This is a genomic window from Flaviramulus basaltis (assembly GCF_900114265.1).
Lineage (GTDB): Bacteria > Bacteroidota > Bacteroidia > Flavobacteriales > Flavobacteriaceae > Flaviramulus > Flaviramulus basaltis.
Genome location: NZ_FPKV01000001.1, coordinates 552456 through 574911, shown reverse-complemented (window position 1 = coordinate 574911; position 22456 = coordinate 552456). Strand labels below are relative to the sequence as shown.

The 22456-nt window shown below is 31.7% G+C and carries 21 protein-coding genes; 5 read left to right on the top strand and 16 right to left on the bottom strand.

Annotation, left to right across the window (positions count from 1 at the left end; all coding sequences use genetic code 11):
- Positions 1-10: 10 nt before the first annotated feature.
- From BT151_RS02675 to BT151_RS02665, 3 genes are read left to right on the top strand one after another with little or no spacing between them, the layout of a single operon-like run.
- The gene (locus BT151_RS02675) at positions 11-2815 is read left to right on the top strand and encodes a TonB-dependent receptor (protein ID WP_072400211.1); all 2805 of its coding nucleotides are present in this window, start codon (positions 11-13) and stop codon (positions 2813-2815) included.
- Between the two features lie 10 nt (positions 2816-2825).
- Positions 2826-4259 carry a DUF5689 domain-containing protein gene (locus tag BT151_RS02670; RefSeq protein ID WP_143144241.1) on the top strand — a complete coding sequence of 478 codons (1434 nt, stop codon included), beginning with the start codon at positions 2826-2828 and terminating at the stop codon, positions 4257-4259.
- 18 nt (positions 4260-4277) lie between these two features.
- Positions 4278-4655, top strand: coding sequence for a hypothetical protein (locus tag BT151_RS02665; protein ID WP_072400209.1), 378 nt, complete (start codon positions 4278-4280; stop codon positions 4653-4655).
- A 111-nt stretch (positions 4656-4766) separates the two neighbouring features.
- Here BT151_RS02665 and BT151_RS02660 read toward each other — a convergent pair whose 3' ends face one another.
- Entirely contained in the window at positions 4767-5735 is a 969-nt protein-coding gene (locus BT151_RS02660; protein ID WP_072400208.1) for an endonuclease/exonuclease/phosphatase family protein, read from the bottom strand.
- 62 nt (positions 5736-5797) lie between these two features.
- Between BT151_RS02660 and hflX the strand changes: the two genes are divergently transcribed.
- A complete protein-coding gene (gene hflX / locus BT151_RS02655; RefSeq protein WP_072400207.1) occupies positions 5798-7009 on the top strand; it encodes a GTPase HflX in 1212 nt (403 codons plus the stop codon).
- A gap of 25 nt (positions 7010-7034) precedes the next feature.
- Complete coding sequence (locus BT151_RS02650) at positions 7035-9299, top strand: transglycosylase domain-containing protein (protein WP_072400976.1); 2265 nt, start codon at positions 7035-7037, stop codon at positions 9297-9299.
- A gap of 55 nt (positions 9300-9354) precedes the next feature.
- Here BT151_RS02650 and BT151_RS02645 read toward each other — a convergent pair whose 3' ends face one another.
- From BT151_RS02645 to BT151_RS02575, 15 genes are all read right to left on the bottom strand, one after another.
- On the bottom strand, positions 9355-10299 hold the full coding sequence (locus BT151_RS02645; RefSeq protein ID WP_072400206.1) for a DUF3078 domain-containing protein: 945 nt from the start codon (positions 10297-10299) through the stop codon (positions 9355-9357).
- A gap of 136 nt (positions 10300-10435) precedes the next feature.
- Positions 10436-10939, bottom strand: coding sequence for a DUF2480 family protein (locus BT151_RS02640; protein ID WP_072400205.1), 504 nt, complete (start codon positions 10937-10939; stop codon positions 10436-10438).
- Positions 10940-10946: 7 nt separating this feature from the next.
- Positions 10947-11273, bottom strand: a complete 327-nt coding sequence (locus tag BT151_RS02635; RefSeq protein ID WP_072400204.1) for an SUF system Fe-S cluster assembly protein — start codon at positions 11271-11273, stop codon at positions 10947-10949.
- Positions 11273-11695, bottom strand: coding sequence for a SufE family protein (locus BT151_RS02630; RefSeq protein WP_072400975.1), 423 nt, complete (start codon positions 11693-11695; stop codon positions 11273-11275). The genes BT151_RS02635 and BT151_RS02630 overlap by 1 nt, the downstream gene beginning before the upstream one ends.
- A 39-nt stretch (positions 11696-11734) precedes the next feature.
- Positions 11735-12163, bottom strand: coding sequence for a hypothetical protein (locus BT151_RS02625; RefSeq protein ID WP_072400203.1), 429 nt, complete (start codon positions 12161-12163; stop codon positions 11735-11737).
- Positions 12164-12248: 85 nt separating this feature from the next.
- Positions 12249-13319, bottom strand: a complete 1071-nt coding sequence (locus BT151_RS02620; protein WP_072400202.1) for a zinc metalloprotease — start codon at positions 13317-13319, stop codon at positions 12249-12251.
- A gap of 149 nt (positions 13320-13468) precedes the next feature.
- Positions 13469-14683: an aminotransferase class V-fold PLP-dependent enzyme gene (locus BT151_RS02615; protein ID WP_072400974.1), complete on the bottom strand. Its 1215-nt coding sequence runs from the start codon at positions 14681-14683 to the stop codon at positions 13469-13471.
- A gap of 94 nt (positions 14684-14777) precedes the next feature.
- Positions 14778-16091: a Fe-S cluster assembly protein SufD gene (gene sufD, locus BT151_RS02610; RefSeq protein WP_072400201.1), complete on the bottom strand. Its 1314-nt coding sequence runs from the start codon at positions 16089-16091 to the stop codon at positions 14778-14780.
- A gap of 75 nt (positions 16092-16166) precedes the next feature.
- Positions 16167-16919 carry a Fe-S cluster assembly ATPase SufC gene (gene sufC / locus BT151_RS02605; protein ID WP_072400200.1) on the bottom strand — a complete coding sequence of 251 codons (753 nt, stop codon included), beginning with the start codon at positions 16917-16919 and terminating at the stop codon, positions 16167-16169.
- Positions 16920-16924: 5 nt separating this feature from the next.
- Positions 16925-17341, bottom strand: a complete 417-nt coding sequence (locus tag BT151_RS02600; RefSeq protein WP_072400199.1) for a hypothetical protein — start codon at positions 17339-17341, stop codon at positions 16925-16927.
- A 16-nt stretch (positions 17342-17357) separates the two neighbouring features.
- A complete protein-coding gene (gene sufB, locus BT151_RS02595; protein WP_072400198.1) occupies positions 17358-18806 on the bottom strand; it encodes a Fe-S cluster assembly protein SufB in 1449 nt (482 codons plus the stop codon).
- 15 nt (positions 18807-18821) lie between these two features.
- Positions 18822-19151, bottom strand: a complete 330-nt coding sequence (locus BT151_RS02590; protein ID WP_072400197.1) for a HesB/IscA family protein — start codon at positions 19149-19151, stop codon at positions 18822-18824.
- Between the two features lie 106 nt (positions 19152-19257).
- The gene (locus BT151_RS02585) at positions 19258-20331 is read right to left on the bottom strand and encodes a cytochrome-c peroxidase (RefSeq protein ID WP_084647844.1); all 1074 of its coding nucleotides are present in this window, start codon (positions 20329-20331) and stop codon (positions 19258-19260) included.
- A gap of 6 nt (positions 20332-20337) precedes the next feature.
- Positions 20338-21105, bottom strand: a complete 768-nt coding sequence (locus tag BT151_RS02580) for an MbnP family protein (RefSeq protein ID WP_072400196.1) — start codon at positions 21103-21105, stop codon at positions 20338-20340.
- Entirely contained in the window at positions 21106-22446 is a 1341-nt protein-coding gene (locus BT151_RS02575; RefSeq protein ID WP_072400195.1) for a hypothetical protein, read from the bottom strand. It lies immediately after the preceding gene.
- Between the last annotated feature and the right edge of the window lie 10 nt (positions 22447-22456).

Genomic DNA, 22456 nt, shown 5'->3' with positions numbered 1-22456 from the left:
AATCTAAATAATGAATAGAAATTTACTACTTTTTTTAGTTGCAATTTTATCAGTTTACATATCCCTCGCCCAAGAAACAATTATTAAAGGTAGTGTTAAAGATGCGCTTTCTTTTGAGCCTATTGAAAGTGTAACGGTTACCATTGAGGAAACAAAACAGTATTTATTAACAAATATTTTTGGTGAATTTATTTTTAATAAAAACGTGCCTTTAGGTGAACAAATTCTTCGAATTTCGAAAACAGGATACATTTCTAAACGCTATCCAATTATTGTAAATGAAGGAAAAACGGTAAATATTATGGATATGACTTTAGATAGAGATGTTTCAAGTACTGCCGATTTATTTACCATTACTTTATCTGATGATGAACTTAACGACGATACTAGTGGCGCCGATAATATTTCGGGTTTATTAGCATCTTCACTCGATATTTTTCAAAGAACAGCAGCTTTTGAGTTTAGTTCTTCTTTTTTTAGAGTGCGAGGGTTAGATTCAAATAACAGTTCAGTTCTAATCAATGGTATTGAAATGAATAAAGTTTATAATGGTCGGCCACAATGGAGTAATTGGGGAGGTATAAATGATGTATTGAGAAATCAAGAATTAACATCAGGATTAACACCATCAAATTATACTTTTGGAGGTGTTTTAGGCACAACAAATATTAATATAAGAGCATCACAAGCTAGACCAGGTTCTCGTTTAACGTATTCATCTTCAAACAGAAGTTATACTAACCGTTTTATGGGAACTTATGTGTCAGGATTGTTGAAAAATAATTGGGCTTATACAGTTTCTGTAGGTAGGCGTTGGGGTAATGAAGGTTATCAAGAAGCAACAAGTTACAGTTCTAATTCCTTTTTTACATCCGTAGAAAAAATTATTAATGATAAACATAGTCTAAGTTTTTCAGCGATTTATACACCAAACCGAAGAGGAAAATCATCACCAAATACTCAAGAAATTTATGATTTAAAAGGAATAAAATATAACGAATATTGGGGTTTTCAAGATGGCGAAAAGCGTAACTCAAGAATTAAGGAAGTAAATGAGCCAATTGTTATGTTAAACCATTTTTGGAGCATAAATAGTAAAACAACATTAAATACCAATATTGGCTATCAATTTGGTAAAATGGGAAATAGCAGATTAGATTATAATGGTACAGACTTAGTTGATGGTTTTCCACAAGGCGGTGGCTCAAATCCGAGTCCAACGTATTATCAAAAACTGCCAAGTTATTTTGAACGTAATTTTCCAAACGATTTACAGTTTGCTTATGGTGCATTAAAAGCGTTTCAAAATGACGGACAAATAGATTGGAATGCCATGTATAGTTCCAATATTAATAATTCACAAAACGGAGGCAATGCTATTTATGCTTTATATGAAGACATTGTAAATGACAAGCAATTGACGGTGAATTCTCTTATAAATAAAGAAATAAGCAATAATCTTATTCTGAATGTAGGGATAAATTATAAAACTTTAAAATCTGAAAATTATGCACAGGTTTTAGATCTTTTAGGAGCGTCAACCTATTTAGATATTGATGGTTTTGCGACTAATATTGACGAAGCTCAAAACGATTTAACAAACCCAAATAGAATAGTTGGTGAAGGGGATAAATTTAAATACGATTATAATATTTTTTCAAATGAGTTAAGTGGTTATGCACAAACACAATTTATCTATAACAAGATAGATTTTTATGCTGCTACAAGTATAAAAAACACAACATATCAAAGAGAAGGCATTTATCAAAATGGTGGATTTCCAGATAATTCCTTAGGAAAAGGTAACAAGTTAAGTTTTACTGGAATTGGTGTAAAGGGAGGCTTCACCTATAAAATAACAGGAAAACATGTGTTCGATGTTAACGCAGGTTATATTTCTAGAGCACCTTCTATACAAAACACATTTTCAAATTCTAGAGAAAATCATAATGTGGTGCCTAATATCTCTGTAGAAAAAATAACATCAATCGACGCTAGTTATATTTTTCGGTCGTCAATAATTAAATCAAAACTCACCGCATATTATACCAAAATTAATGATGCCAGTGAAATATCATTCTTTTTTGCTGATGGCATTGGTGGTGATAATACAGCATTTGTACAAGAGATTTTACAGGGAATTAACAAAAAACATATAGGATTAGAGTTGGGTGTTGAAGCTCAAGTAACCCCTACTATTAAATTGAAAGGTGTCGCAGCAATGGGGCAATTTACTTATGATAATAATCCAAATTTATTTCTTTCAACCGAACCCGATGAAGAGTCCTTAGATGCTGGGTTTGTAAATGGATTTAAAGATTTTGGACAATCAAATTTGAAAAATTATAAGCTGGCCTCTGGTCCGCAAAATGCTTACTCAATAGGATTTGAATATCGCGATCCCGATTTTTGGTGGTTTGGTGCTACTGCGAATTTTTTTAGTAATATTTATATAGATGTAAGTCCATTAACAAGATCAACCAATTTTACCACAGATTTTGATGGTAATGAGTTTAATGATTATGACGAAGATTTAGCTCGAGAATTATTAAGGCAAGAACGTTTTGATGATTATATGTCGGTTAATTTAGTTGGAGGGAAATCCTGGAAGTTAGGTAAATACTATGTCGGACTTTTTGCAAGTATTAATAACCTTTTAGATGAAGTTTATAAAACAGGGGGTTTTGAACAAGGTAGAAATGCCAATTACAGAGAACTGAGAGATGATAAAGCATTAGACACTCCTGTTTTTGGATCAAAATATTGGTACGGAAGAGGCACAACCTATTTCTTGAATTTAAATGTTAGATTTTAAATTAATTGTTATGAAAATAAAACTAGTGTTATTAGTAATATCGGCAATGTTTCTTATCTCATCATGTGTAAAAGATGATGATTATAGTCTACCAGATATATCAATAACAGAACCAAATATTCTACAAGAACAAATCACCACTTTTAGAGCTGTTAAATCACTTTATGAACAGGCTATAAATAATGATAATACAACGGTAATTATTGATGATGAAAACGATTTATATATTCAAGGTTATGTTGTGTCTTCAGATAAATCGGGAAACTTTTTTGAGGAGTTAATTATTCAAAATAAAGTGGATGATAGTAATCCAGATAACGATCCAAGACTAGGTTTTAGAGTAAGTATAAATGTAAGCAACTTATCAGATACATATCAATTTGGGCAAAAAGTATACATAAAATTAAATGGTTTAACTATTGGAGAAACAAGCGGTGTTATTACAATAGGTAAAGGAGATGCTGTATCTGTAAAACAAATTCAAGCTGCGGAATATCAAGACATCATTATTAGAAGTAACGAGATAGCAACTATAATCCCTAAAGTTTCAGGTTTAGCAGATTTAACAGAAGCTGATAAAAACACCATAATTCAGCTTAATAATATGCAATTAAATAGATTTGAATTGGGGTCAACATTTGCAAGTGAATCTTTTGATGAATTTGATGGACATCGTTTGCTTGAAAGTTGCGATTCGAGAATTTCAATGATTTTAGAAACAAGTACTTTTTCCGATTTTAAATCTTTAATTGTTCCACAAGGAAATGGAATAGTTACAGGTATTTTTAGTAGAGATTTCGGTGATGATTTTAATGTGCTTATCCTTAACAGTTCTGCTGATATAAATTTTGATAGTGACGAACGTTGTGACCCAATGGAATTAACTTGTGGATTAGCAGAAAGTGTAGGTTCAAATAATTTATTATATGAAAATTTTCAACCACAACGAAATAATAGACCGATTGAAATTGATGGATGGACTAATTATATTGAAGCTGGTGTAGAAGCTTGGGAAGGTTATTCTTCAACATCATCTAATGCGTCTTTAGGTCGGTCTGCAAGATTTCAATCTGCTAGTTCTGGTGATGATAGTAATATAGGTTGGTTAATAACGCCTGCAATTAATTTAGATGCTCAAGATGGTGAAACATTACGTTTTAAAACCTCTAACAGTCTTGCCGATAGTAGTTTTATGGAGGTTTTATATTCTTTAGATTGGGACGGAACTGAAGAAAATATACTATCCGCAACGTGGGGTGTATTATCTGCGGCTTATGTTGTAAAAGACACCGATTCTTTTGTGCCGTGGTTTAATTCTGGAACTGTCGATTTATCTTGCGCCTTAGGAATTATGCATATTGCATTTAAATATACTGGAAGCGGACAAGATACTTTTGATGGTATTTATGAGTTGGATGAAATTAGTGTTGATTATGTGCCTTAGTAACCATAAATTAGCCAAATGACAACATTCGACATCCTGTTTTTTCACTTTTTCCAATATTATAAAAACAAAAAAAGTAAGAAAGCCAATAGCATTGCTACGTTTTATATTACTGTTCTACAATGTAGTTTGCTTTTATTGTTAGGTGTGTTTTTTGCAAAGTTTTTTAGGCAAATGCATATGGATACCATGTCTGCAAGTAAAGCATGGACACTTTTCGTTTTGATTGTTATTTTCATATACTTCAAAAACTGGATGCAATATGGCGGTAGAAAACGAAAAGTACTAAACGCAAAAATGATTAAAAACAGAAAACTGACTTATAATATTTGGTTGCTTTGGTTCTTACCTGTTGTGATTTTGGGACTTACTTTTGTTCTTTTTCAAGCAGTTTAAAAGCTGTCGTCACACTGAACTTGTTTCAGGGTCTCATAAAAGTATAGTAATGTGTGATGTGATTCTGAAATAAATTCAGAATGACAAACTTTTCTTTACTACAATAAATGATCACTTCTTAAAAACAGCATAAACAGGAAAATGATCGCTATAACCACCTTTGTATTTTTTACCAACATAGGTTCTAAAAGGCGTGCCTTTATATTTTCCGTTAAAAAGTTTTAAGAAATCTTCATCAAAAATATTAGCAGAACTATATTCAAATAAATGATCTGAGGTTTTAAAAAAGTTGGAAGAAATTAAAATTTGATCAAATAAATTCCATTGGCGGTTATGGTTTGATGTTCCTCTGTTATAAGAACGTAAAGTTTCCATAGAGTTGTGTAAACTGTAAGCTTCAACCAAACGTTTTATACTATTACTACTTGGGTCGTCATTAAAATCACCAATAATAATAATTTTGGCATCTGGATTTACAAGTCGTAATGATGAAATAATCTCACCAACTTTATCAGAAGAAGCAATACGCTTATGCTCGGTTTCTTTTTCTCCCTCACGTCTAGACGACCAATGGTTTACAATAATATTTACATTTTCGCCATCAAGCAAACCTGATACTAACAAAATATCTCGTGTATAATCTGGGAGACCTTGATTGTTAAATAACTCTACAGTAAAAGCTTCAGAATGTAAAACTACAAAAGCATTAGTGTCATACAGTAAGGCAACATCAATACCACGTTCATCTAAAGAATCATAGTGAACATAATTATAATTACAATCATCTAGATGTTTTGAAGCTATTAAATCTTCAATAACTTTTGCGTTTTCAACTTCAGCTAATCCAACAATAGCAGGATGTTTTCCAGTTTCATGTTTTCCAATATTAGAAATAGCAAAACCTAACTTTCTAAGTTTATTATCATACCGTTTAGGAGTCCATTTTTTAACTGATGTTGGTAAAAAATCATTGTCATTGGTATATTGATCATCTACTAAATCAAATAAATTTTCAAGATTATAAAATGCAATAGTTTGCATATTGTCACGAACAGGAATATCGTCAAAAGTGTTTGCCATAAATCAAAAATAGGCTTAAAAATATAAAAATAATAATAGCTACAAATGTTTAACTTTGTAACATGATTGAAAAGAAAGATATTGCTTTAGAGAAAGCAGTTTTAATAGGCGTTATAACAAAAGATCAAGACGAAGTAAAATCTAAAGAATATTTAGATGAGTTGGAGTTTTTAACCTTTACTGCAGGTGGTTATGCGGTGAAACGTTTTACACAAAAAATGGACATGCCAAATCCTAAAACATTTATAGGAACAGGTAAAATGGAAGAAGTTCGCCAATTTATTGAAGATAATGATATTGGTACGGCAATTTTTGATGATGAATTATCATCGGCCCAAGAACGAAATATTAGTAAAATTCTTAACGTTAAAGTATTAGATAGAACCAATTTAATACTAGATATTTTTGCTCAACGTGCACAAACTAGCTATGCGAGAACGCAAGTAGAATTAGCACAATGCGAATATTTATTGCCTCGATTAAGAGGTATGTGGACACACCTTGAGCGCCAAAAAGGTGGTATTGGTATGCGCGGACCTGGTGAAACCGAGATAGAAACAGATAGACGTATTGTACGTGATAAAATATCCCTTTTAAAAGAGCGTATAAAAACTATTGACAAACAAATGGCTGTACAACGTGGTAACCGTGGTAAAATGGTTCGTGTGGCATTAGTTGGTTATACAAACGTTGGAAAATCTACTTTAATGAACGTGATAAGCAAAAGCGATGTTTTTGCCGAAAATAAGTTGTTTGCAACATTAGACACTACGGTTAGAAAGGTGGTTATTCAAAACTTACCCTTTTTATTAAGTGATACCGTAGGGTTTATTAGAAAATTACCAACTCAATTGGTAGATAGTTTTAAAAGTACACTTGATGAGGTTCGTGAAGCCGATTTATTGCTGCACGTTGTAGATATTTCACACCCTAATTTTGAAGAACACATTGCTTCTGTAGAGAAAGTTTTAGGAGAAATAAAAAGTGGTGATAAGCCAACTATTATGGTTTTCAATAAAATTGATGCTTACGAAGCAGAACCTTTAGATGATGACGATTTAGAAACAGAAAGAACAGAAAGACATTACTCTTTAGAGGAATGGAAAAGTACATGGATGAGTAAAGTAGGCAATAATGCTTTATTTATTTCGGCATTAAATAAAGAAAATTTAGAAGACTTTAAAAAACGTGTTTATGATGAAGTTAGAGAAATTCATGTAACTCGTTTTCCTTACAATCATTTTCTGTATCCAGATTATGAAGATAATGAATAATATTCAGCTAGATAAACTTAAGAATATGCCTTTTTTTATTTGGCTATTTAGAGTTTTGAAGATAAAATGGGTAAAATGGGGATTGATTTTTGGAGTATCTGTTTTTGTTTTTTTTATAGGATTATATTTTAGTATTTATTTAGGACTATTTGGTAAGTTACCATCAAAGGAAGATTTAAGTTCCATAAAACAAGAACAAGCTACACAGGTTTTAGATAAAGATGGTGCTTTAATTGGTAAGTATTATATTTATGATAGGCAACCTCTAACTTTCGATAAATTTCCTCAACACTTAATTGATGCCCTAATTGCTACAGAAGATGCTCGTTTTTATGAGCATGATGGCATTGATAATGTAAGTTTAGCACGAGTTTTTTTTAAAAATATTATTCTTCAAGATAAATCTGCCGGTGGAGGAAGCACCATTACACTTCAATTAGCCAAAAACTTATTTGGACGAAAAGATTACCCCGTTTTTGGGATGCTAATCAATAAGTTTAAAGAATCTATAATTGCTAAGCGGATAGAAGAAATCTATTCGAAAAAAGAAATTTTAACGCTTTACTTCAACACGGTTACGTTTCCTGATAACACTTATGGGATTGAAAGTGCAGCGCAAAAATTCTTCAATAAAACGACGAATGATTTAACAAGATCTGAAGCTGCTGCTTTAATAGGAACTTTAAAGGCTAATAATTATTTTAATCCGAGATTACACTTACAGCGCAGTAAAGACAGGCGTGATGTGGTTTTTAATCAAATGGTTAAATATGAATACCTTTCAAAAGATTCGCTTGAGTTTTATAAAAATCAAGATTTGGTTTTAGATTATCGTTCCTTTAATCATGATGTTGGTATTGCTCCGTATTTTAGAGAACAAGTTAAAAAAGAATTAGCTGTTATATTAGATTCTATTAATACAAATGAGGGCAAATCTTATGATTTATATAGAGATGGTTTAATTGTTCATACCACATTAGATTTCAAAATGCAGGAGTTAGCAGAAACTGCAATGAGAGAACATCTTAATAAATTACAAAGTGATTTTGAAGCGTCTTTTGGAAAACAAACACCTTGGAAAACTAACGGACAAATATTTGAAACTGCTATTAAAAGTCTGAACAAATATAAATTTTATAAAAAACAAGGTTTAGCCGATAAGCAAATTAAGGATTCACTATTACTTAAAAATGAAATTGAACTTTTTAATTGGAAAGGGGATACCATTCAAAACATGTCTACTATTGATAGTTTATCGTATTATTTAAAGTTTTTAAATACAGGAATGTTGTCTATAGAGCCTAAAACGGGAGCAATAAAAACTTATATAGGAGGTATTGATTATAGGTATTTTAAATACGATCATGTATCGCAAAGCGAAAGACAAGTTGGCTCTACTTTTAAACCTTTTGTGTATACAGCGGCTATTGAAAATGGAATGAATCCTTGTACTTATTTTTCTTTGGGTGAAGTAACGTATAAAAACTATGATAATTGGACACCAAGTAATTCTGGTAGCAATGAAGAAAATTCTTATTTAAATTATAATTTAGAGACTGCATTAAGTAATTCTATAAATACCATAGCAGTTAAAGTTTTAAATGAAGTTGGAATTCCTAAAGTTTTAGAACAGGCGAAAAAAATGGGGATTTCTAAAGAATTACCCAATCAGCCATCATTAGCTTTGGGAGTTGCCGAAATAAATTTGAAAGAATTAACAGGGGCTTATGCGAGTTTTCTTAATAAAGGTCATGCTGTAATGCCATATTGTATTACCAAAATTGAAGATAAAAAGGGTAATATTATTGCTTCATTCAAACCTCAAATTAAAAAAGATGAAGCTTTTACTGATTATACAAGACAGGTGATGCTACAAATTATGAAATCTACAGTAAATTCAGGTACAGCTTCAAGGTTAAGATTTACTTATAATCTTACTAATGATATAGCAGGAAAAACAGGGACTACACAAGACAATAAAGATGGTTGGTTTGTTGCCTTAACTCCCAATTTGGTAACAGTTACTTGGGTTGGTAACGATAATCAAGCCATTGGTTTTAGAACAACAGGTTTAGGACAAGGAGCAAATTCTGCACTACCAATTTTTGCGAAATTTTACCAAAAACTAAATACAGACAGCAGCTTTAATAACATTACTAAATCTAAATTTGAAAGTCCTACAGTAAAGGTTTTAGAAGATTTAAATTGTGAGCCAGAAAAGAGAGATGGGTTTTTTAAAAGACTGTTTAGTAAAAAGAATAAAACTAAGGATTTTAAAGGAACAGAGTAAAAAAAGACAAAAAAAAGCACTTCAATTGAAGTGCTTTTTTTTATATTATTGAGAATTAAAACTTATAGCTTAATCCAACAGTGTAATAAGTTTGTAATTTATTATCCACATTATCAAATGTAGGCTCAGTTTGAGCAGGAACTGCTACTGGGTCAAACTGCCCTAAAGCATATTTTAAAGCTTCTTGTTTGTTACTTCTTAAACCAAAATCAAAACCAACACCAATCATTTTCCATAATGTATATCCAAAAGAGTTAGTCCATGTAAAGTTTGATAAATCACCACTTTCATAGCTTTGGAAGGTTGAAAAATTAGTTTTAAAATTTATAGCACCAATTTGTCTAGTGTAATCTGCAACAATTTTAGCACCTAAAGAGGATTGAAAAATAGCATCATTATCAGCAAAAACAAAGTTGTAGTTTAATGGGTGAATAACAACTATTAAGTTTTCAATTGGTGTCCAAGTCGCACCAACACCTAAATCTAAATACCCAGGATCGTTAAAGTTGTTTAATAATGTTGTTCTGTATTCCATTAAACTAGAAATAGCTAATGTTTTAGTAAGGTTTCTACCATATAAAGACGAAATATTAAATACATCTGTTGTTGGTTTAAAACTATCGTCATCATCAGGATTATCTTTATTGTCTAATTTTACCCAGTTTAAATTCGTGTTTAATGAGTTTCTCCAGAAAAATTTATCTTCAATTAAATTAGCATAACCGTTAAAAGTAAAGCCAATATTACCTGATGAGTTATTTGGAGCACCTTGTGAATACCAATTGTTAAAGTTAGAAATGCTTCCTCCAATAGTACCAAATGCACCTTTTCTCCAGCCTGGTAAAGCATCAATTTGAGCTTGTAAAGCGTTAGCTTCAGCTTGAGCAGCATTTGCTATGGCTTGTTTTTCCGCTTTTTGAGCATGTAATTCTTCTTTAGTTTGAGCGTTCATCGAAGCGATTCCGATAATAAATGCGAATAATAATAAGGTTTTTTTCATTTTTATGATTTTTTAATAAAATGCGTGCAAATATAAGTCAATTTTTCTTTCAAAAATGATGATTTATATTCACAAAGTTGATTATTATTGAGACCCTTTTTTGCAATTAAGTCACAATAAAAACAGTAAAAATTATTTATTTTTTAAACAGCGGAACAGAAGAACACGCTTCTCCATACATGATAGATCTAGCAACAGGTTTTAATTTTGTTGCAAGCATGATATAGGCATTTTGTGGTACAGGTTTTTTTGAACAGCCTTTTATGATAATAGGTTTGTCTTTAAAAGTGCTTACATCCAAATCATTTAAAACATCTTGATATATAGACGTTTCTAGAGCTTCTAGATTGCCAATAATTGTCTTTTTAACATAAGGCTCTAGTTGAATAGATAAAAGCATAAAAGCCCATCCAGGAATTATCGCATCACTACTACAAGTTAATGCTATATAGCTACCTTTATATTGAGACCAATCGTATTCTGATACTTGATTTCTAAAATCTTTTTCGCGCAATACAAAACCTTCAAAAAGCCAGTCTTTAATATCAAACAATACACGCCTTCCTTCAGGATAATAATCCTCAAGATTTAAAGTAACTAATTTGCTATTCGCTACGCGATTTATAATTTCGTCTTGCATAAATAAATTAAAGCATTCCTAACTCTAACTTTGCTTCTTCACTCATTAATTCTTGCGTCCATGGCGGATCGAAAGTAATTTCTACTTCAGCACTATTTACAGCGTTAAGCGATTTTACTTTTTCTTCAACTTCTAGTGGTAATGTTTCGGCAACAGGGCAGTTAGGAGTTGTTAATGTCATTAATATTTTTACATCGTAATCTTCATTTACAAATACGTCGTAAATTAACCCCAATTCGTAAATGTCTACAGGTATTTCTGGATCGTAAATCGTTTTAAGAACGTTTACTATTTTTTCACCTAATTCGGTAGTATCTATTGTTGTATCGCTCATTATTTTAATTGTGTTTGGTATGCTATAGCATACATTTTAAGTTGTTTTATCATACTTACTAAGCCATTAGCTCGTGTTGGAGATAAATGTTCTTTAAGCCCAATTTTATCAATAAAATCGGTATTCGCATCAATAATATCTTTTGGGTGCTGATTTGAAAATGCACGAATTAAAATAGCTATAATACCTTTGGTGATAATTGCATCACTATCCGCAGTAAATTCTATTTTATCATCTTTCATTTCGGCATGTACCCAAACTTTACTTTGGCAACCTTTTATAATGTTGCTTTCAGTTTTGTATTGGTCGTTAATTAGGGGTAAATCTTTCCCTAAATCAATCATATATTGGTAACGTTCTTCCCAATCTTCAAACATTGAGAATTCATCTATAATTTCGTTTTGGATATCTTCAATAGTCACAAGCACATATTTTATACAAAAATACAATAACAAAAGTTGCTATTCAATATTTTCTGAAATTGATAGGATTTCTTTAACAAGTTCTGCTATTTTTTTTGGTGGGTTTCCGTGATCGAAAGGTGGTGTTTCATGGGTTTTACCATTATGAGTTATTTTTAAATTTGCTATTGCAGCACCATCATACTGGAACGCTTTACTTGGTGCTTGTAATGATGATATCGAGTCAATATTAATAGATTTGATTACTTTTATTAAGTTATCCCAATAAGTTTCATTACAAACTTTAGTCGTTGGAATGCCTCCCCTTTTTTGTAAGGTTGAAATGGTTTTTTTATCAACTATTATTTGTTTGTAAATACCTCTTGACGATGCTGTATACTCAACAGAAATATTTTCCTGATTTATTTTTGATTGGTTACAGCCTTTTTCAATTAGTACTATAGATAAAAATATTAATAAAAATTTCATTTAATTAATCGATTATTTTTATAATTAATAATACAAAAAAGACGCCAAAGTTGGCGCCTTTTTAATTTTTATTATGTGAGTTTATTTAGTTTCCAGCCATTGTGTCTCTTGCTCCACCAGATGCAAAAATAGCACGCATTCTATTTCTTTGGCCATCTGTAAACATGTACATGCAGGCATCATCTGTATAATCCATATAATTCATTGTCATATCAGTTGTATTACAATTAACTGTTGGAAATGATGGACAACCATAGTTAGCACCATTAGAAGAAGGCGTGTCTGTAACAAAATCGTCTTGTTTACATCTTCCATCACCCCAAATATGGCGTAAGTTTAAATAATGACCTACTTCGTGAGTTGCAGTTCTTCCCAAATTATATGGAGCTGCAGAACCACCAGGTAAACTTGAGTGTAATAAAACGACACCATCTGTTGATAAATTTCCTCCAGGAAATTGAGCATAACCTAAAATACCACCACCAATATTACAAACCCAAATATTTAAATGTGTTTCAGGAGTAATAGGAGGATAAGCTGATTTTACGGAATCATTAGTTCCCCAAGATGAAGTAGAATTATTGTATCTAAATGTTTGAGCTAAAGAAAAGCTAACACCCGTTGTTGTTGCATCATTTATAAAGTCTGTTGCTCCAGAAGGAAGTAAGTTTGTATTTGTGCTGCTAAAATCGTTATTCAATACGCTTATTTGTGATTGAATTTGTGAGTTAGAAACATCATTAGCGTTTGGTAGAACAATATGTATATACACAGGAATATTTATAGTTCCTAAACCATCTTCTATTGGTAATACATCTACATCAGATCCTCCGCCGCCACTTCCGCCTCCTCCAGGATTACCACCTGGTTTGCCTTTGGCGGTTATAAATTTTCTTGTTTGATATTCTACATCAAACATTTTTTTTGCTAAACCGGGATTAGCATCAAGTTGTTTATTAAGAACATTCATGGAATAACATGTTTTGAATTTCTCTTTAGAATTGGCTGATTTGGAGCCTAAATCTTCATTGAAATCTGTGTAAACATAAAAATCGCTCATGTCAATTTCTTGCTCTTGAACGATTTCGTTTTTTTCATCATCACATGCTGTAAATAGTAAGGCTATTGCTGCCATACTTAAAAGTAATTTTTTCATTTGTAATATAAATTTGAATTAGTCGACGCTGAAGATAGAATTATTTTAGAAAATATCTTACATATCTTCAAAAAAATGTTAATTATTCGACAAAACACTACAAATAGTTAATTATTAAACAATAAAAATTTAATAAAACAACGAAAACCTTACGAAAGCATCATTTTTGCTTTCTTGACACCTTCAACCAGAATATCGATTTCAGATTTAGTGTTATAAAAAGAAAAGGAAGCTCTAACTGTTCCAGGAATTTTGAAGTAATCCATAATAGGTTGTGCGCAGTGGTGTCCAGTACGAACAGCAATACCAAGTTTATCTAAAATAGTACCAACATCATAAGGATGAATCCCTTTTAGATTAAAGGATATAACAGAGGTTTTATTCTTAGAAGTACCATAAATTTTTAAACCATCTATTTCTAGAAGTTTTTTAGTAGCATAATCTAATAGGTCATGTTCGTAAGAAGCAATAACATCAAAACCAATAGTATTCATGTAATCTATTGCGGCTCCAAAAGCAATGCCACCACAAATATTTGGTGTTCCAGCTTCAAATTTATGGGGTAATGCTGCATAAGTCGTTTTCTCAAACGTTACTTCTGCAATCATTTCACCTCCACCTTGATAAGGAGGAAGCTTATTAAGCCATTCTTCTTTTCCGTAAAGCATACCAACGCCTGTTGGTCCACACATTTTATGTGCTGAAGCTACATAAAAATCGACGTCTAATTTTTGAACATCTGGTTTTATGTGAGGGCAAGATTGGGCACCATCAATTAAAACTGCAGCTCCAATTTTGTGAGCTTTTTCAATAATAGATTCAATTGGATTTATAGTTCCTAGTGCATTTGAAATGTGATTTACAAATACCAGTTTTGTTTTTTCCGAAAGTAAATTATCGTATTCCGTCATTACCAATTCACCTTCTTGATTCATTGGTATAACCTTTAAAGTTGCTCCTGTGCGTTCACACAACATTTGCCAAGGCACAATATTACTATGATGTTCTAAAGCTGAAACTATAATTTCATCATCTTTTTTTAAGATAGAAGAAAAGCCATTTGCGACTAAGTTTATACTATGCGTAGTTCCAGAAGTTAATATTATTTCATGTGAAAACTTAGCATTAAAGTGTGCTTGTATTTTTTGTCGTGCTTGTTCGTATAAATCGGTAGCTTCTTGACTTAAAGTATGCACACCACGATGAATATTGGCATTGTAATTTGAATAATAATCTACAATTACATCAATAACTTGTTGTGGTGTTTGTGAGGTTGCGGCATTATCAAAATACACTAGAGGTTTGCCATTTACTTTTCGTGAAAGTATAGGGAAGTCTTTTCGTATATCATGTACTTTAAACATAGCTTTGTGTTTAGCCCCGATAGCAACGGCATCCTTTTTTGTTTTTTTTAGCAAAAAAGATATAGTGAATAGCGGGAAATAGCTTCAAATTTTTTTATAAATCAAACCCTAAATTAACGCCTAATTTATTAGCAATAATTTTAGTAATACGTTGTTTCATTTCAGGTATTTTAACCGAATTTAAAACATTGTTACTAAAGGCGTACATTAAAAGTGCTTTGGCTTCCTTTTTAGGAATACCTCTGGATTGCATGTAAAATAAAGCGCTTTCGTCTAATTGACCAATGGTACAACCATGAGAGCATTTTACATCGTCGGCAAAAATTTCTAGTTGTGGCTTGGTATTAATGGTTGCTTTATCGCTTATTAGAATATTGTTATTTGCTTGAAACGCATTGGTTTTTTGTGCTTCTTTTTCAACAACAACTTTACCATTAAAAACACCTGTAGAATTTTCATCAAAAATACCTTTGTAATCTTGATGACTTTCGCAATTTGGCTCGATATGATGCACCAAAGTATTGTGATCAACATGTTGATTATCTCCAATTATAGTTACTCCTTTTAAGGTAGAATCTATACGTTCGCCTTCTTGATAAAAATTAAGATTATTACGTGTTAATTTACCTCCAAATGAAAACGTATGAACAGATGCCACACTTTCTTGCTTTTGTTTGATAAAGGTATTATCAATTAAAGAGGCGTTTGAATTATCGTTTTGGATTTTGTAATAATCTACAATAGCACGCTTATTTGCGAAAATTTCGGTAACACTATTTGTTAAAACAGCATTGCTTGTTAAACTTTGATGGCGCTCAATAATTTGAACATGGGAGTTCTCATCAACAACAACTAAGTTACGAGGCTGTAACATGGTTGCAGCTTCATTTCCTGTTGAAAAATGTATGATTTGTATTGGTTTTTCAACCAATTTATTTTTAGGAATATGGATATAAGCACCTTCGCTTGAAAACGCTGTGTTTAAAGATGATAAACTGTCTTTGCTAGCCGCTTTATTAAAATAGTTTTCTATAACTAAACGGTACTTAGGTTTTGTAAAAGCAGCGGACATTAAACAAATATCCATACCATCATGAGTGGTTTGCGATAAGTGAGAAGAGTATTTTCCATCTATAAACACGATTTTATAAGAATCTATATCATGGATGAAATATTTTTTAACGTCGTTATATTCTATGGCGTTTTCTTGTTTAGGAAAAACACTATAGTCTTCTTTTAAGATTTTATTTAAAGAGGTGTATTTCCAATCTTCTTCTTTTTTTGTTGGAAAACCTTTTTCTTCAAATATTTTTATAGCATCGTTTCGAAGATTGTGAATATGAGTATCCATATCTACATGATCTTCAAAAACTAAATAAGATGATAATAATTTTTCTTTTAAATCCATTTTTCTAAGTCTTCAGTAAGCAGTCTTCAGTTTGCAGTTTAGTTACTTACTGTGGACTGAGAACTGGTTACTAATTTATGCGTTCACTTCTTCTTTAATCCAGTCGTAACCTTTTTCTTCAAGTTCGTGCGCTAATTCTTTACCACCAGATTTTACAATTCGCCCATTATATAATACGTGAACAAAATCTGGAACAATATAGTCTAACAACCTTTGGTAGTGCGTAATTACAACAACAGCATTGTCTTTGTTTTTTAGTTTATTAACACCATTTGCTACAATACGAAGTGCATCAATATCTAACCCAGAATCGGTTTCATCAAGTATTGCTAATTTAGGATCTAGCATAGCCATTTGAAAAATTTCATTTCGTTTTTTCTCTCCACCAGAAAAGCCTTCATTTAAAGAGCGTGATAAAAATTTTCTATCTATTTCTAACAAATCTGCTTTCTCACGAATAAGTTTTAGCATGTCTTTAGCAGGCATGTCTTCTAATCCTTTTGCTTTACGCGATTCGTTAATAGCCGTTTTAATAAAATTAGTAACTGAAACGCCTGGAATTTCAATTGGATATTGGAATGATAAAAATATGCCTTTATGTGCACGTTCTTCAGCAGCTAATTCTTCAATATCTTCACCATCAAAAGTAATGTTACCTTTTGTAACTTCATACTCTTCTTTTCCAGCTATAACTGAAGCAAGTGTGCTTTTTCCTGAACCGTTAGGTCCCATTATAGCATGTACTTCACCTGGTTTTACTTCAAGATTAATACCTTTTAAAATGCTTTTGTCCTCAACACTTGCGTGTAAATTGTCAATTTTTAACATACTATTTATTGTCCTAATTTTACAACGTTATCTCTATTCTTTGGTGCAGAAACATTTAATATTTCAGCAATTTCAACTTTGTTTTCCCAAAGAATTTTATCGTCTTTTTGATTTGTTATTTTACCTCTTATTTCAACTTGAACCATATCTGTTGGTTCTTTTTTGTATTCTTCTGCCTTTTTATTTAGTTCTAACATTTTATCTGTTATTAGAACGCCATAAATTTCAGAATGAGTTTGCAATACTGCTGCACCTCCATAATAAACAAAATCTCCTTTTAATAGAGTTAAACCATCATTCTGTTTTTTAGTTCGCTCAGAACTATCTGTAATAATAGTTTCTTCTGTGCTTTTTGATTTTGTATCATTTTTACAGCTTATAAATGCAGAAACACATAAAAGTAGAATGAATATTTTTTTCATTTTGAATACAAATAATTTATCCAACACTTCCTTCTAAACTTATCTCTAAAAGTTTTTGAGCTTCTACAGCAAACTCCATTGGAAGTTTATTTAAAACTTCTTTACTAAAACCATTTACAATTAATGCGATGGCTTTTTCTGTGTCAATACCACGTTGATTACAATAGAAAATTTGGTCTTCACCAATTTTACTAGTTGTTGCTTCGTGTTCTATTTTTGCTGTTTTATTTTTTGCTTCTATGTATGGAAAAGTGTGTGCACCACATTCATTACCCATTAGTAAACTATCGCATTGCGAAAAATTACGGGCATTATCTGCATTCGGGCTAATTTTAACCAAACCACGGTAACTATTTTGTGATTTTCCTGCCGAAATTCCTTTTGAAATGATGGTTGATTTGGTGTTTTTTCCCAAATGAATCATTTTTGTTCCAGTATCTGCTTGTTGATAATTGTTGGTTACTGCAATTGAATAAAATTCTCCAACTGAATTATCCCCTTTAAGTACACAACTTGGATATTTCCAAGTTACAGCACTACCAGTTTCAACTTGTGTCCAAGAAATTTTTGCGTTTTTCTCGCACAAACCTCTTTTAGTTACAAAATTGAATACACCACCTTTTCCTTCAGCATTTCCAGGATACCAGTTTTGTACTGTGCTATATTTTATTTCAGCATCATCTAAGGCAATAAGCTCTACAACGGCTGCGTGTAATTGATTTTCATCTCTACTAGGTGCAGTACAACCTTCAAGGTAACTTACATAACTACCTTCATCAGCAATTACTAAAGTTCTTTCAAATTGTCCTGTTCCTGCTTGATTAATTCTAAAATATGTAGAAAGTTCCATTGGGCAACGAACACCTTTTGGAATGTAACAAAAAGAGCCATCACTAAATACAGCACTATTTAAAGCTGCATAAAAGTTGTCTTTTTGCGGAACAACAGTTCCTAAATATTTTTTTACAAGTTCTGGATGCTTTTTTATAGCTTCAGAAATACTCATAAAAATAATACCTTTTTCACCTAATGTTTTTTTGAATGTTGTAGCAACTGATACAGAATCAATCACAACATCCATAGCTACGTTGGATAATTTTTTTTGCTCATCAATAGAGATTCCAAGTTTAGCAAATGTTGCTAAAAGCTCTGGATCTACTTCATCTAAGCTATTGTATTTTGGTTTGCTATTTGGTGCAGAATAATAAGAAATGGCTTGAAAATCTGGCTTTTTGTAATGTACGTTTGCCCATTCTGGCTCAGTCATTTCTTTCCAAGCTTTGAAAGCCTCTAATCTCCAATCTGTCATCCATTCTGGTTCTCCTTTTTTAAGAGAAATAGCACGAACAATATCTTCATTTAAACCAATAGGGAATGTGTCAGATTCTATATCTGTATAAAAACCATATTCGTATTCTTTGGTTTTAAGCTCTTCACGTAAATCATCTTCCGTATACTTCGACATAATTCTTTCTTAATTTTATAATGAAAATGATTCGCCACAACCACAAGTACGGTTTGCGTTAGGGTTGTTAAACACGAAACCAGTTCCGTTTAATCCACCTGAATATTCTAGTGTTGTTCCTATTAAATATAAAAAGCTTTTTTTGTCTACAATAATTTTCACGTCATTATCTACAAACACTTTGTCGCCTTCTTGATTTTCTTTATCAAACTTTAAATCGTAAGATAAACCAGAACAACCACCACTTTTTACACCAACACGAACAAAATCTGTAGTTGGGTTATAGCCATCATCTTGCATAAGCTCGATAACTTTCTTTTTAGCTGTTTCAGAAACTTTTATCATAATTCTTTAATTAGATTTGCTCTAAATAGAGTGCAAATATACAATATAAGTCACGGATTACCATAGAACCTAACATTATATTAGCATATAGTTTTATAGGTTTTTGTTATTGATTTTTAAAGTTTGGATTGTTGATAAACTCATAATCAGATAAGGAGAGTAAAAAAGCTTTTAAATCGGTTTTATCTATGTCTGTTAAACCCACGCCACCTTGAGTGAGTTTTTTCATTAGTGGATCAATAGTTACTGAGTTTTTTAAACCTTCACTGTAATGATTTATTACCTCATCAAGGGTTGTAAATCTACCATCGTGCATGTATGGTGCGGTGAAATTTAAATTACGAAGTGATGGTGATTTAAATTTACCATTATCTGCTGGATCGCCTGTTACTGCACCCAAACCTATGTCTGAAAAAGTTTCATCTAAACCGTTATTATGAAAAATATTATCTGTCCATAACGGATTTTTATCGCTTCCATGACAATGAAAACAATCACCTCGGCTTTCGTCCATAAACACATTAAATCCGTTTAATTCTTGCGAAGTTAATTCTGTTTTTCCTAAAAGATAGTTGTCAAATTTTGAGTTTGATGATATTAAAGTACGCTCAAATTGCCCTATGGCTTTTGTTACCAAAGTAGAATCAATAGTTGAAGCTCCAAAAGCTTGTTGAAATAAGTTTGGGTATTCTGGATGTTGTTGAAGTTCTGCTTCTAATTGTGCCCAAGAGCTTTTCATTTCAATAGGATCTGAAACTGGCACAAAAGCTTGATGTTCCAAACCAAAAGTATTACCATCCCAAAAGAATTTTTCATCATAATTCCAAGCTAGATTAAAAAGAGGCATGGAGTTTCTGTTACCAAAAACACCATCAATACCATCGCTAAATCTACTTGAGTCTGTAAAAGCATTTTCTGGAGCGTGACAATCGGCACAGGCTTGTGTGTTATTAGCAGATAAAATAGGGTCGAAAAATAGTTTTTTGCCTAATGCAATGCCTTCTACTGTTTGAGGGTTATCTATTGGTATTATTGGGTTTAGGATGTTTTCTTCAAATAGTTGAGGGATTTGTAGCGGACTTGAAGTTGGAACAGCTACATATTCTCCTACTGGTTCATTTGTACAGGACGTAAAAATGAAAAGGATTATTATACAAATATGTAATAGCCATTTTTTCAATTTTATTTATTGTGTTACAGATTCTAAACTAAATGCGTTTTGACCATTTTCATAAATCATTATTTGAGCATCATAATTTGGCATTAACATATTGTTTAAAACATTTAAATCCCAAGTATTTGGGCTTTTAAACCATTGGGCAATATTCATTTCTATATTAAATGTGGCATTATTTGTTATAGTGACCTCGCCTAAATTAACTTCAATAAAAGTGTCTTCAAATTCTAGATTAGTGCCAGAATTATCAACAGCTCTAATAGCATGATAAGCGTAACCAGTTTCGGTTGTTGTATTGTCTATAAACTTCCCTTCTAACTGCATGTAGTGATAACCACCACCTAGCATTTCTGGAACATTCCATGAAGTAGAATTTAAATCTGGGTAGTTGTTATTATAATTATCATCGTTATTAAAACCAAAAACAAAAGAGACATTGGTGTAGTCTCCTGTTGGAATTGTTGTTACAGATGAAAATGATAAATTACTGTTATTTGTAACATCAACTAAATTATAACCATCAATAATATAAGTTTTTCCATTAGTGTTTTGAAAAGTGATTTTTGATATTAAATATCTGAGTTTCTCAATGCTTAATTCTTCACCATTAGCGTTGATGTATTGAATGGTGTTGAAATTGGCATTTGTAACTAATGTTCCCTCCCAATTATGAGTAAAATTAAATGTTGTGCTTACTTGTGAAACATTATCATCTTTATCTTCGCTACAAGATAAAATCAGTAAAAATGTAAATAATATTGAGGCTAATTTTTTCAATTATTTTAATTTTATTAAAAGTAAATCTGTAAATCCCTTATTCTCTAGAATACCGTTGTTTGAGCTTCCAGATTCTCCAACAGCAATAATTGTTTCGTCTTCAAGTTCAACAGCATCGTAAGTAAAATCAATCTCTGAGCCTCCAATATTTTTTTGCCAGATTAAATTAGCATTGACGTCAATTTTTAAAATCCAAGCATCATTTTGACCTTGATTTGTTGAAATATCACCGTCGGCACTTCTTGAACTTCCTGATATTAAAAAGCTGTTATCTTTAGTTTTAAAAACTGATCGACCTACATCGAAGCTACTACCGCCAAAAGTTTTTTCCCAAATTAAATTTCCTTCAGGAGATATTTTAATTACCCATAAATCTGCAGCGCCTTTGTTTTTAGAAACGTTTAAATCGCTACTTCTAGTATCTCCAACTATAACGTAATTTCCATCACCGGAACTTGTTATTGCTCTAGCTTCATCAATTTCTGAACCACCAAAGGATTTTTCCCAGATGAGTCCTCCAGTTTCTGAAATTTTAATAATCCAAAAATCATAAGAACCTTTATTTTTATTTATATCTACATCATCACTATCTGATGATCCTACAATTAAATAGCTATTATCTTCTGTTTGAAAGGCATCATAAGGTGTATCGGTAAAAGTGCCACCATAATAATGGCTCCATTCTTTATTTCCTAATACATCAATTTTAATTACCCAATAATCACCACCTGCATGTTTAATCGAAGCGTTTTTACTATTGCCTAAACCACCAGAAGCAGAAACATCTAAAACACCGGTTAATAGAAATCCATTATCGTTAGTTTGAATTACGGAAATACCGTTATCTGCTCCAGAAAAACCATAGTTTTTTTGCCAGCTAATGTTTCCTGCGTTGTCAAGTTTTGCTAGCCAAAAATCGCTTGATCCAGCATTTTCTGTAACATCATTATTATTACTCTTTGTGAAACCTATTATTGCAAAACCGCCATCACTGGTTTGAATAATGTCGCTTCCTCTGTCATCATTCGTTCCTCCATAGGTTTTTTGCCATTGAAGCTGATTATTACTATCAAATTTTAATAACCAATAGTCAAAAGATTCATTTGTTTTAGTTTCAATATCGCCATCTATACTTTGGGTGTATCCTAAAATAGCATAACCACCATCAGGTGTTTTACATATTGCTTGAGCACTTTCATTTTTTGTGCCGCCAAGTGTTTTTACAAAATCTATTTCAATTTCATGCTCATTGTGGATATTTGAATTATCATTATTTGAAGAACAACTTAAAATAATGATGAAAATCCACACCAGAAATGAAGCATGTTTGATAGTATTCATAAATGGAAGA